The sequence below is a fragment of the Lysobacter sp. GX 14042 genome (genome assembly GCF_021390425.1).
Lineage (GTDB): Bacteria > Pseudomonadota > Gammaproteobacteria > Xanthomonadales > Xanthomonadaceae > Novilysobacter.
In genome coordinates this window covers 1-11,530 of sequence record NZ_JAJUWY010000014.1, presented here as the reverse complement: position 1 = coordinate 11,530, position 11,530 = coordinate 1, and the positions used below count along the sequence as shown (strand labels likewise).

Annotated in this window: 13 protein-coding genes; 3 read left to right on the top strand and 10 right to left on the bottom strand. The window is 61.6% G+C overall.

Annotated elements, in window-relative coordinates:
• Positions 1-82: 82 nt before the first annotated feature.
• From LY625_RS12940 to LY625_RS12925, 4 genes are read right to left on the bottom strand one after another with little or no spacing between them, the layout of a single operon-like run.
• Positions 83-1,363, bottom strand: a complete 1,281-nt coding sequence (locus LY625_RS12940) for a hypothetical protein (protein WP_233740727.1) — start codon at positions 1,361-1,363, stop codon at positions 83-85.
• A 10-nt stretch (positions 1,364-1,373) separates the two neighbouring features.
• Positions 1,374-1,586: a GDCCVxC domain-containing (seleno)protein gene (locus tag LY625_RS12935; protein WP_092410672.1), complete on the bottom strand. Its 213-nt coding sequence runs from the start codon at positions 1,584-1,586 to the stop codon at positions 1,374-1,376.
• Positions 1,579-1,866 carry a heavy-metal-associated domain-containing protein gene (locus LY625_RS12930; RefSeq protein ID WP_233740726.1) on the bottom strand — a complete coding sequence of 96 codons (288 nt, stop codon included), beginning with the start codon at positions 1,864-1,866 and terminating at the stop codon, positions 1,579-1,581. Before LY625_RS12930 ends, LY625_RS12935 begins: the two co-directional genes overlap by 8 nt.
• A gap of 10 nt (positions 1,867-1,876) precedes the next feature.
• Positions 1,877-2,233: a mercuric transporter MerT family protein gene (locus LY625_RS12925; RefSeq protein ID WP_233740725.1), complete on the bottom strand. Its 357-nt coding sequence runs from the start codon at positions 2,231-2,233 to the stop codon at positions 1,877-1,879.
• A 41-nt stretch (positions 2,234-2,274) separates the two neighbouring features.
• Between LY625_RS12925 and LY625_RS12920 the strand changes: the two genes are divergently transcribed.
• Positions 2,275-2,697: a MerR family transcriptional regulator gene (locus tag LY625_RS12920; protein WP_233740724.1), complete on the top strand. Its 423-nt coding sequence runs from the start codon at positions 2,275-2,277 to the stop codon at positions 2,695-2,697.
• A 481-nt stretch (positions 2,698-3,178) separates the two neighbouring features.
• Here the strand turns inward: LY625_RS12920 and LY625_RS12915 are convergent, their stop codons facing one another.
• Entirely contained in the window at positions 3,179-3,493 is a 315-nt protein-coding gene (locus LY625_RS12915) for a hypothetical protein (protein ID WP_233740723.1), read from the bottom strand.
• 775 nt (positions 3,494-4,268) lie between these two features.
• Between LY625_RS12915 and LY625_RS12910 the strand changes: the two genes are divergently transcribed.
• Positions 4,269-4,583, top strand: a complete 315-nt coding sequence (locus LY625_RS12910) for a DUF1153 domain-containing protein (protein WP_233740722.1) — start codon at positions 4,269-4,271, stop codon at positions 4,581-4,583.
• The gene (locus tag LY625_RS12905) at positions 4,580-5,401 is read left to right on the top strand and encodes an IS3 family transposase (RefSeq protein ID WP_233740721.1); all 822 of its coding nucleotides are present in this window, start codon (positions 4,580-4,582) and stop codon (positions 5,399-5,401) included. The genes LY625_RS12910 and LY625_RS12905 overlap by 4 nt, the downstream gene beginning before the upstream one ends.
• Positions 5,402-5,867: 466 nt before the next feature.
• Here the strand turns inward: LY625_RS12905 and LY625_RS12900 are convergent, their stop codons facing one another.
• From LY625_RS12900 to LY625_RS12880, 5 genes are all read right to left on the bottom strand, one after another.
• A complete protein-coding gene (locus LY625_RS12900) occupies positions 5,868-7,103 on the bottom strand; it encodes a Fic family protein (RefSeq protein WP_233740720.1) in 1,236 nt (411 codons plus the stop codon).
• Positions 7,104-7,338: 235 nt separating this feature from the next.
• Positions 7,339-7,683 (bottom strand): helix-turn-helix transcriptional regulator, encoded by a 345-nt coding sequence (locus LY625_RS12895; RefSeq protein ID WP_233740719.1) that lies wholly within the window; start codon positions 7,681-7,683, stop codon positions 7,339-7,341.
• A 1,022-nt stretch (positions 7,684-8,705) separates the two neighbouring features.
• A complete protein-coding gene (locus LY625_RS12890) occupies positions 8,706-9,149 on the bottom strand; it encodes a hypothetical protein (RefSeq protein ID WP_233740718.1) in 444 nt (147 codons plus the stop codon).
• On the bottom strand, positions 9,139-11,079 hold the full coding sequence (locus tag LY625_RS12885) for a hypothetical protein (protein WP_233740717.1): 1,941 nt from the start codon (positions 11,077-11,079) through the stop codon (positions 9,139-9,141). The genes LY625_RS12890 and LY625_RS12885 overlap by 11 nt, the downstream gene beginning before the upstream one ends.
• Positions 11,080-11,147: 68 nt before the next feature.
• On the bottom strand, positions 11,148-11,530 hold a 383-nt coding region (locus tag LY625_RS12880), incomplete at its 5' end, for a hypothetical protein (RefSeq protein ID WP_233740716.1).

The window sequence follows — 11,530 nt, the reverse complement described above, 5'->3', positions numbered from 1 at the left end:
CACCACCACACCGCGAGCTGGCTGAGATCGACGCTTACCTCGTTGTAGCCCAGGCACAACCCGGGGGCCGCTTGGCCGATGATCACTCGTCGATCAGTGGCGTCGTGAGCACCGCTGCGAATCCACCACCAGGGGTGCGCATGTTCGTGGTCTGGCCCTGGTACAACCTGGCCGCGAACAACAGCACACCCGCCTCGGACGCGAAGCAACGTACATCCGCCTTGAGGGACTGGCCCCCATGCACGATCCGCATGCTCGGTGGCGCGAAGGCCTGTGCGATGTAGGTCGCCGACGCCATCGACTCCCACGTCCGCCGGGTGAGCTTGTCGCCCCGATAACTCCCGCGACTGCCGAACCCTGCTGCAGGCTTGAAGAAGTAGCCATTGCGCGCGGCCCACAGCGCATCCCGGTTCCCGGGCACGACTTCAACCGTGGGCGGGATCACCTGTGCCAACAGGGCCGCCGAACCCGCCTCGCCCCCGAACCGGCCAAGCAGGACAGGGTCTCCCAGCACCGCGAGGTTGCGCTTGTCGGCGAACAGCGCGTGCGCACGCGGATGCGGTGTCAGCGCGACTTCCCCGGCCAGGTAAGCCTGACGAAGGTCTGTATGCGAGGCTTCCTCAAGCGCGAAATCGGTCAACCGGTTGTAGACCATGTCGATCCGGCCGTGCGCATCTGCAAGCCCATCCGGACCAAGCTTCAGTTCCTCGGGTGCGCGTATCACGCAATCCACGCCATGTTCCCGGAATGCGTCCGCGTACAGCTCGAATTCGGGATAAAGGAACTGCTCCCGCGGGACGCTGTCCACGATGGCCAGACGCGACGGCACGTGGCCCGACTGCTGCCGGGCATCGTCAAGCCAGGCGGCGACAGCCGCGTTGCGCGCTCGTGCCGCCGTTGTCCAAGTGGTCCACGCAGCCGGCGCGCAGGACCGCACGGCATCGAGCAGCACTGCATTGAGGAGCAGCCCGCCCGGATTGGTGTTGATCTCGATCAACCGCGGGCCGTCGACGGTCAAGTGAAAGTCCAGCCCCAGGACACCACCCGCCGAACGTGGCTGATGACTGGCGATCTGCGGCGCCCATTGCATGACCTGCTGGCGGTAACCCGAATTTCCCTCTACTTCGAAGACCGCCGCCGCAACTCTCCCCATGGCGTCCAGCGTCGCCCGGTCAACGAACAGGGCGTAGGGTGAAAACAGGTGCGCGTGCACGGCTGGATCTAGCCTGACCTCCGGAAAGGTGGACTGGATCGACTCGTGCAGACGGAGGACGTCGACCACTTCGCATGCGCACCGCTGGTTGAGCGGCGCACCCATCGAGGTGGCACAGTCGCGATCGCAGCCTGCGTGAGCAGTCATCATCGGAGTTCGGTCAACCACAACATGAGTTGTGCTGCTGGATCGGCGGACATGGCACTGTTCCGAACGAGCAGAACACACAGCAGTCGCCTTGATTTGGCCGCAAGACCACTCCACAGCCCGTGCACTCGTAGAAAAATTGGCACGCTGTGACTGGCATTGTCTCGGTCGCCCGATGGCCGCACTCCGGGCAGGTCAAGATGCTTTCTAGCTCGACGTCACTCACCGCCAGCCCGCGCCTTGGCCGGGAAGCCTGCTCCTGTGACTGCGCGCGCGATTGCGGACGTATCTGTTCGGCTCGAATCGAACGTGACCGTGACTGTTTCTGCCCGGGTGTCTACCTTCGTATCGGTGACGCCAGGCACCTTCTCCAGCGCCTTCCTGATGGTGATGCCACAGGCGGGACAGGTCATGTTCTCGGCGTCGAGCACCACGGTCGCGGGCGTCGCCGCCAGAGCGGCACCGACCGAAAGAGCAGCCACGAGGGCCAGTATCCACTTGCGCATCACGCGCCTCCTACAGAATCCAGACGATGTAATAGGGAAACAGCAGCAACAGGACGATGAGAGCTGTCGCCAACCAGAGCCAACGCCGCCTGCTTCGCAGCGTGGCCGGCTCGACGCAACTGCCATCCACACCGCACTGTGACGCCGGCCGATACAGCATCCAGAACGCCACCGCCAAGGACACTACGGCGGCGGCACTGAACCAAGGCCTCAGGGGATCCAGGGCCGTAAGGGTGCTGATCCAAGCGCCGCTGATCCCCATGAACATCAGTACCAGTGGCACGACGCAACAGACGGACGCGCCAATCGCGGCGATGCTCGCGCCAACGATGGCCGGAACAGAAGATTTAGCGGGAGTTGTTTGCATCAGGGCATACTAATCTCCGTACCCGGGTACGGAGTCAAGCTATGCGTCCAAACACGTTCACGATCAGCCGCTTGGCAGCGGCTGCCGATGTGCACGTCGAAACCGTGCGCTACTACCAGCGCCGCAAGCTGCTGCATCAGCCCGCGCGACCGAGCGGAGGCGTGCGTCGCTACGACGAAAGCGACGTGAATCGGCTTCGGTTCATACGGCACGCTCAGATGATGGGATTCAGCCTCGACGAGATCGCTGGCCTACTACAGATTACGGGCGAGCATTCTTGCGAGCAGACCCGCCAGTTGACCGAGCGAAAGCTCGTCGATATCCGCCTACGAATCCGCGAACTGCGGAATCTGGAGAGGGACCTCGAACAAAAGGTAGCGCGGTGCGCCCAAGTTCCGGCGGGAGAGTGCTGCCCGACGCTTAATTTTCTGACGATGGAAAATCCTTACACGGCAGCGAGTTAGCTCACTTCTGGCTGTTCTACGCGAGTTCCGCCGCCCCTCAACCCACCATCTGCCTGGCGGGTGAAGGCCGCGCATCCTGACGATCGTTGGCAGCCCAATGGGTTCCGTCAACCGCCCAGAGAGACCAGCAGCGGGCAGCGCCGCACACGTTTGCGACGTTTAATATGGGCTCTTTGCGCTGAGTAAATCGGACGAGACGCCCGCGCCGCCGCCACCGTATCCCGACGGCGGCTTTCTTGAGGCGATGTACATTAGCCCCGATAACGCGCGCTAATCCGCACCGGTTCCTCCTCGGCCGCATCGCCCTCTTGGCTCAGCGAAGAGGGACATCAGCGCTTTAGCAGGCTTTTGCACTTTTTCATAAAATTAGCTGGCACGAGCTAATCCTTTGGTTTCAGCGACTTGGGCAACGAAACGCCTTGGGCACTGCATTCACCCCCCTGCCCCTCCCCTCGCGAGTGCGGTGTCCGAGGCCTCGCGGCTAGGCGTTGTTCAAGTACAGCTCGCAGTAGAAATGGCCGGCGCCGCTGGCATCCGCTTGAAGTGCCTCTGCCGCCTCGGCGAGGGGTATGAGCCGCATGACCCGTTGGATCTGCCCGTCGCTGAAGTCCAGCGGCTTGAGCTCAACTCCGCGGTGAAAGAACGGGTCCGCTTTGTCCTTGAGCACCTCCTCGGCGTGGTGCTGCGACCTCGAGATGGCGGCCATGATCCTGACCCCTTCACCCGTAGCGGCGTACTCGCAGAGCGCGAGGTGTAGCTCGGGTCCCCCGGCGTTGCGTGGCTGCGTGCGGATCATGCTTTTTTCTCCCAGGCGACGGTCCTACTCATGACCGACAGGTTGCCGCAACGGCCGCCTCGGCACACACGCCTGCTGATCGGTCCCAGCCAGAACCCTCGCAGGCTGGCGAAGCTGCAGATTTCACGCGCAGTTGCAGATTTCTCTACCCCAGCGTTCGCCACCGTCCAAAGTCTGGCGCGCGAGCTGCATCGGTGGTCCGCGGTCGCAGGTCTTCCTCGCTGGTGCAGACTTCACCTGGCTAGCAAACCCACCAACCTAAGGATAACTGTGGTTGCGGACGCCAAAACGGACGCTGTCTTCCCTCCGCAGTGCGCGGGATCTCCGGGCCGAGATCCTGGCGTTGGCCACCGCGCTGGTGGGCAGCGACGCCCAAGGCCAGCTGCTGGTCAGGACGCCTCTGATCAGTCCTGCGTCGGTGCAGCGGGTATGGGATGCGGCCATGTCGGCTTTGGAGCCCTCCATCAGGCGTCGCATGCACCTGGTGGTTGATTGCTCACCCCCGCTGCGCGGTAGCCCCACGCCCACGGCCGGTTGGGGAATCATCCAACTGGACCCGCCGAACTTCCGCTATGAGGTGCTGCGCCAGTTGGTGGGGACAAGCGTGGAAGGCGAAGGGCTCCAGACCGTGAGGAGCGTGGCCAAAAGATAGGCGCCTCTCAGCCCACCGTTCGGGCCGCGCTGGCCGTATTCCAGCAGGCCGGGCTCTGCCGCCGCTGGGGTGTAATGACCCAGTGATTTCCTGCTTAGGTGGTACGTTGCGAAGGAGCAGCCCATGAGCGTGATGATGGAAGAGGAAATCAAGCGTTGGACCGCGCGTCGGAAGTCGGCGCTGGTGCTGGAGATTATCCAGGGCAAGACCACGGTTTCGGAGGCGAGCCGGCAGTTCGACCTGGCGCCGTCGGAGATCGAGGAATGGATGGACCACGCCAAGGCCGGCATGGAGAACGCCCTGCGGGCCAAACCCGAGGACGTGCGGGAGCAGTACGAGCGCCAGCTCAAGGACCTGCAGGAGGCCTACGGCGAGGCCATGCTGGAGCTGCGCGCGCGAAAAAAATTGCAGTCCCTGTTGGGCAAGGACGAGAGTTGATCAGCTCGATCCAGCAGGGACTGAAGGACGACGGGTTTGAGGTGTCGGTGGCCAAGCTGTGCCGCTGGTTCGGGGTGCCGCGTCGGACGGTGTACTACCGGCCGACCAAGGCGCCACCGCAGGTGCGACCGGAACTGGCCGAACCAATCAAGAAGCTGATCGAGGAAGAGCCCTCGTTCGGCTACCGCACCGTCGCCGGGTTGCTGGGGATGAACAAGAACACCGTGCAGCGCATCTTCCAGCTGAAGGGCTGGCAGGTTCGCAAGCGGGCGGTGGGTCAGCGGCCGCGGATCCAGGCGCTGCCGTCGGTGGCAACGGCGCCGGACCAGCGCTGGGCCACGGACCTGTGTCGCGTTTGGGGCGGCCGGGACGGCTGGCTGACGCTCGCCCTGGTGATCGACTGCCATACCCGGCAGCTGCTGGGTTGGCAGCTGTCCCGCACCGGTAAGGCAACCACCGCGGCGGCTGCCCTGGAGCAGGCCCTGATCACCCGCTATGGGGCGCTCGGGCACGTGCCTGAGCCGTTCCTGCTGCGTTCCGACAACGGCCTGGTGTTTACCAGTCGACACTACACGCGACTGGTGCGCAGCTACGGTCTGAAGCAGGAGTTCATTACCCCACACTGCCCGCAGCAGAACGGCATGGTCGAACGTGTGATCCGGACCTTGAAGGAGCAGTGCGTCCACCGGCACCGGTTCGAGTCCCAGCAGCACGCCATGCGGGTGATCGCCGACTGGATCCAGTTCTACAACTTCCGGCGCCCCCACCAGGCGCTGGGCATGAAAACACCCGCCGAGGCATACGCCTTAGCGGCCTGACCTGTGCAGAAACCGCTGGGTCATTACACTTCGACGCAAGACGAAATCCACCCGATAGCCGCCAGAGTCGAGCTCACTGGCGATGGCGAGCTGCCGACCAGCAAGGTACAAGGCCGGTCCGCTTACGAACGGGTGCCATTCGAAGCCGTAGGGGAGCATAGGCGTAGCGTACGCCCGCAAGTCACAGGGCCTAAGACGGCCTGCGCTATCTTCCGCCTCCCGATCAATGGCTGCTCCCATGTGTTGCTCAGCCCGAGTCCAGGCCAAGTCAGCAAGTTCCGCCGCGAGTCCGGGGCGGAGATGGACATCGAGAGCTACGTTCAGGCGTACTGGCCGGAGGGCACGGTATCGAAGCGGCCGAAAGCCCCCGTGCCATGGAGCGTGACATCCTGGATCACGGACCCGAAGAGGTTCCGCAGCGCCTCGATGACAAGCAGCATCCCTACTACGAGTACCGGCAGGCAGCCTAGGGTTGCGGCGTTGCCTCGGAAGCACTGTCACGGGGTGCTTCACTCCGAAACAGTCGTGCCGAATCCGAAGGCCTCTCCAACCGCTGCACAGCATCGCTTGCCTGGAAGACCTGGCGCTGTCCTTGTGGCGCTCCCCGCGAGAGAATTCCCGCATCGACCAGGTTGCCGAGAGCCACATTGGCTGCCTGCTTCGAGATGCTCAAGTTCTCCGCAACTTGCCGCACTGACACAATGGGTCGACCGACGAGGAGGCGCGGAAGTCGCGCCGTGGCGGAGTCACTCCTGTATTGCCGGCCACTGAGTTCGGCCTCCCATTTGCTCACCAGCGCGTTCAGATCCGTCGCAACACTGATCGTGTCCTCACAGGCCCGCACGATCGCTTCGCACAGCAACACCAGCCAGGGTGCCCAGTCTCCACGCACCTGCAAGCATGCCAAGGCAGAGTAATACTCCGCCTTGGCGGCGCGCAGGTCGCTAGAGAGATACAACGGAGGGTAGCCGTGGGCCACGGGCAGCAGTGACAGCAGCATTCGCCCTACCCGCCCATTGCCATCGTGGAAGGGGCGGATGGTCTGGAACTGGCCATGAGCGAACGCCAGTTGCGCCACCAGAGGTAGAGCCGCGTGTTGACCGGGTCCGTTTTTTAGGGTCCGCCGCTCAAGCTCGGCCATGCATGGCGCCACCCACTCAGGGGGTGCGGGTACGAAGGTCGCCTGCTCGATACCGCCGCCCTGCCCAATCCAGACCTGATGCCGTCGGTACGCGCCGGCGGACATCCCTTGGTCCCCGCCCATCAAAACGGCATGGAGCCTGTTGATGAGTCTTAGCCACTCGCCATCCTGACGTGTCTGTGCAGCGGCACCCAGTCCGTGGGTGAGGACCTCAGCGCACCGCTTCGCTCCTTCCACATCAGCTGGCAGGCCCTGCGCTCCCCCCGTCGCCTCGTACGTCAGCAGGTCACGCAAGGTGCTTCGCGCTCCCTTGATCTGTGAACTTGCAACTGCTTCACGCTGAGCCAGCACCGTGTCGATCGCAGCGAGGCCCGGGAAGTGCGCTGCGACGCCGCGCAACGCACCTAACGCTTCATGTGCGTCGATAAGGGCTCTTTGCACCTCGGGAGTTGGAGGCACGTAGTCAGGCACAGGCGGCGCGACCAACGCAAACGCACGCGTATGCCCCTCAACCTGCCGCAGGAAGTACCGCCTTTCATCCGGGACGCCGTGCCACCACATCTGCGTTCCCTACAAAGCATGGACGTGAGGTCAAGGTTAGCCTCTTATCCTTGGTGGTAGCCGAGGGCAGGCACGTACCCTCTCATAATTATGGGCGAGGCTCGCCGAGGGCATAACGGGTCGTGGTCACCGGCGCACCGTTCCCGTCACCACAGGTGAGGGGGACCGCGAGCGTTGCGGCCGCCGCATCGGCTTTACCGCTGTGCTCGTGCGCGTCAGCACCACCGCGCTAAAGCTATGGTGCCGGCCGTGTATCGCCAGTCCGGACAGCCTCATCGGCAGCGGCAATCAACGCCGCGCGTTGCTCGGACGTCATCGCCGCCCAGTTCAGAATCAACGTCGCTAGGCCTTCGTCTTCTGCCATCAGGTACGAAACGGGGACGTCTAGTACAGACGCCAACCGACTCAACACCTCTGCACGGGGGAGATGTTGGCCTGACTCGTACTGGGTCATCCTGGGACTCGCAACTGAAGGATCCAGGCCGGCTTGACACCCAAGCTCGGTCTGGGTGAGACCGCGGCGCAACCTTGCCTCTCTCAAGCGCAGACCAACGACCTTTCTCAGGTCTCGACGAGACATCCCCAGCCCTCTGGTAACGAAGGGCTATAGGGTGCGGCACTGTTGGCAGCTTGGATACTAAGTTAAACTTAGTATCCGCGCAACATGAGCCATGACGATGCAGACAGTGCCGGACACCATCGATGATCTTGGCGTGCAAGGAACTCTGCAGCTAGCTGCTCTACTTTCGACACGCGAGCAGCGGTTGCCAGTCGCACCCACCAGAGCTGCGACATGGACAGTGATTGAGCGGCTGACCAATCTGGGCCTAGTCGCTTCGCCTGGACCTGAATCAGACGCAGGTCCCGCCTATCACTACACGCCCATAGAAGCACTTCCGTGGCGCTTCACCTGGGAGGCCTACGTCGAAAGCGAGGTCTTACCTGCCCTGCTCGACTTCTTGAGGCAGTTGGACCACGACGAGACAGCGCTTGATCTACGCGTCTCGGCATGGCGGGAGCTCGCGCTGTGGGAGGGGCAGAGCTTCCTTGAGGATCAACTCCAGCGCCATCATTTCGACCCGAGATGGGCACGGGACTTGGCGTTCGTCTACCACAACGCGCAACCGGAGCTTTCGATCGGACAATGGCGCTATGTAGCGTGGGCCGCCGTTCGCCACGGCGCGTCCGTCGCACAACGGCTGGGAGCGAGCGCTTCGAATCACATCCGCGAAGGCATCTTCAAGCAGCTGCAGACACGCACATCCTATGCGCGAGGCAGTGCTTGGGCAGCGTCCTTCGGAGGACCTCCCGGCCCCCCCAGAAGCAGCATTTCTCGAATCTTTGCCCGCGACCTGTGCTCGCTAGACCAAAATTATTGGACTGCTCCCCCCGCAGCTGAGCACCTGCTTGCCCGCCGAACACCCTCCTGACCAAAGGCCGATCTGGTCGCTCTGCTCCTTATGTGTTGCGGAGACGATCCTCGCCATAGTGAGGATTGCCAGGAGAGCAGTGCGCTAGACGCGCACCAACCCGACACGCTGCCAACCAGCGCCTCAAGCAATTCAGGTGCGCGCAGGGGCGCCTGCGAATCCGTCGACTACCTCATCCTGAGTTCCGGTCGATGCCAACAACGTTGTGCATTGATCCCTGCCGCAATGCGCCAACCTCGGCCCACAACTCCAAGAGCTCCACTTCTGCACACATCAACTTGCTTTGAGCAAGGTCTCGATCTCGCTTCAGCTCCTCGATTCGCATCAGCAGCAGCCGATTCTTCCTGCGTGCAGCCTTGAGCTGCTCACGTACCGACGGACTAGCCGTCACGGCGCCTCCGCCCGCAGTTGCGACCCACTCTTGTATCTCCCTAACCAAGCCGGGGAAGCGCGCCTTCTTCAGCGCGCTAGGATCCTTTCCGGCCTCGCGAGCCACATTGTTCTGAGTCACTCGAACGCCCGGGCGCAACACGTCCGGCCTGCCAAGCTTCAGGCGCTCGAACGCCGCTCTGAACTCAGCTTCAGCTTGCCCGGCAGTGGGGTACTTACTTGGCATCTAGTACCTCTAGAGCTCTAGTAGCGGCCCCGTGCTGGGCATGCAGAGCTTCATTCAACAGTAGATCCGTGGGCGCTGCATCGCGCAAAGACTCAGTGAGCACCTGGCAAAGTTGCTTGACCTGATCACGTTTCCCTCTACTAAACAGTGCTTTGTCGCACCTTACGCACTCGGCCACATGATCTATGCCTCCATAGGGGCAATAGTCCCGGTTCAGACAAACCCCGAGCAAAGTTTCACGTATAGAGAGCTGCCCCTTCTTGGCCAGTGACAGTAACTCGCGCGCCGAGCGTTGGCTTATGAACTCAACCACACGGTCCTTGTGTTCAGCACCCAGCGGAGAAACGAACTCCTCACCAAGCAGGGAGGAGGCGCGCAGCGCCAGTCCTTGAAACATGGCTTCAAGGAACTCAGTCGTCATGGCCCTGTTCACTCCAACATACCCATACCCTTGGCCGTAGTAGAGCGACATTGCCGATGTTTGGTGCTTCATCTCATACTGGAGGCTGGGTAATGAGACCAGGCCACTATGCGTGGCGTTCACGTTCAAGGTCCGGCGAAGCTGATGCATTGAGAACTCCCATGCACGCCCAACCACATACCGCTCCTTGTTCAGTGATGGTGTCACCGCCAACGCGGCTTGAAGATCCTCTGCAGTGAGCCGGATCTCATCCTCGGCAAACAAGCCCGGGCATCGCACACGCCATTCACTGTACCTAAGAGCCTTACGAATAGACTCGCCACGCTCGGCATTGACCTTCCGCGCCACAGCCCAAGGTTCATACGAGCGGGTAAGCAGGTACGGGTTATTTTTATCCTCCTCCGAGACAACGCAATTTGGGTCAGCAGAGGCCGCCATCATGCGCATTCGCGCAACAGATGCCATTGCGTCGATCGCGATCCGGGACGTTGGACTCGTGATCCAAATAGCATTGTCGTCTTCGATAGTTTTAGACGTTGCGCCTCTTAGAAGGTAGATGTCACCAACGCGCTCGTCATGATCTACAGTCAAGCAGTCGGCGCGCAGGCGCGCTACCTCCGACGCTCGCATGCCGCTGAACGACGCCAGATAAATACATCCGGCAAGCTGCACACCACCGAAATACTTGGACAGCAAGCGCACGCCGGACCTTGTGTTTACAGTGGAGCGATCACCAGTGACCCACCTATCGAGAACATCTGCTACCCCGAACATCCTCGCAGCGTCACCAAACGACATCCCCCCGCTGTTGGCACTCGCCTGAAATGGTGTTTCTCTATACCCCCCACGACTCACCCACTCGTAGTACTCGGCGAGTGACCCAAAGCGACTCCGATAGAGCTCCAAACAATAGTCGTAAAGCGCCCGAATATCTTCGGAACGCTCATTGAACTCCTCCAGCAACTGCCGACACCTACTAACCTGGTAGACCCACAAGCGAGGCGGGATGTATGGGAACTGAGCACTGGGAGTGTCTTGGACAGAACTCAATATTTCCTTGAGCTGGCCAGGAGACAGGATCACGAAACCTAGCACCTCACGAACATTGTACAGCTCGAACAGCATCGATACATAAACGGCCTTCTTGGCGCCATCCAGCGCATCGCGCGCCTTTTCGATTACTGCCGGGTATCTCGCAAGATCTGATACGAGAATCCCACTGTCGTCACAGACCCTGCACAGCTTGCGAAGCGGCGTGAGGTAGGTCCGCAGTGTCTTCGGAACGATCGTGCCCCGATCTCCATACATGTAATAAGCCATGATCCGCTTGAGCAGCGCGCTGTTTCCCGCGCTCAAGCGGATACCATCTCTTCGACTCGGCGCGATCCCAAAGTCAAGGATCAGCGGGTGCCCAGCCAGCCAAGAAAGGTCCCAGAACGGATCTCCGTAACGAGACACTACGTCACCATTCTGATCCACGGAGATCGGGAAGTCCGCCTCGGTTGGCAACTCTGATAGCTCGTGAGCGGCCCGGTCAGGCGCCACAAGGGCAGAGTCCAGCTTCAAAGTCAGCATTCTTACCCTATAGCCTCTGCCAAGAGGATAAAACCAGACCACCGGGGATGGAAATCCTCTTCGGAGCAGCGGGTCTTGGCCTCAAGGACCCACTGAGCATGCGTTTCCCCGCGGCAGGCGAACTCAGCCAAGATGTCGGCAACCCGCTGGACCACCATCTGCGGACGATTGTTGTGCACATCCGCCACGATTTTATACTTCGAGAGCTCTAACCCTTTTAGCACTTTGAAGCTGACCAGTGACCATGCGTAGTCGAAGCTATCTATGCCCCTGTAGTGGATACAGAACACGCAGCCTGCCGGGTTTCGGCAATCAGGATCAGGAGCATCTTCAGACACCGATGCCGTTCGCTGCGGAGCTGACGCACCGCCAGACGACGCACACG

What these genes read in the sequence shown, in the direction of transcription:
- LY625_RS12940 (WP_233740727.1), bottom strand. Translation starts at nt 1,363, where the DNA reads ATGATGACTGCTCACGCAGGCTGCGATCGCGACTGTGCCACCTCGATG.
- LY625_RS12895 (WP_233740719.1), bottom strand. Translation starts at nt 7,683, where the DNA reads ATGTCTCGTCGAGACCTGAGAAAGGTCGTTGGTCTGCGCTTGAGAGAG.
- LY625_RS12925 (WP_233740725.1), bottom strand. Translation starts at nt 2,233, where the DNA reads ATGCAAACAACTCCCGCTAAATCTTCTGTTCCGGCCATCGTTGGCGCG.
- LY625_RS12890 (WP_233740718.1), bottom strand. Translation starts at nt 9,149, where the DNA reads ATGCCAAGTAAGTACCCCACTGCCGGGCAAGCTGAAGCTGAGTTCAGA.
- LY625_RS12910 (WP_233740722.1), top strand. Translation starts at nt 4,269, where the DNA reads ATGAGCGTGATGATGGAAGAGGAAATCAAGCGTTGGACCGCGCGTCGG.
- LY625_RS12915 (WP_233740723.1), bottom strand. Translation starts at nt 3,493, where the DNA reads ATGATCCGCACGCAGCCACGCAACGCCGGGGGACCCGAGCTACACCTC.
- LY625_RS12920 (WP_233740724.1), top strand. Translation starts at nt 2,275, where the DNA reads ATGCGTCCAAACACGTTCACGATCAGCCGCTTGGCAGCGGCTGCCGAT.
- LY625_RS12900 (WP_233740720.1), bottom strand. Translation starts at nt 7,103, where the DNA reads ATGTGGTGGCACGGCGTCCCGGATGAAAGGCGGTACTTCCTGCGGCAG.
- LY625_RS12930 (WP_233740726.1), bottom strand. Translation starts at nt 1,866, where the DNA reads ATGCGCAAGTGGATACTGGCCCTCGTGGCTGCTCTTTCGGTCGGTGCC.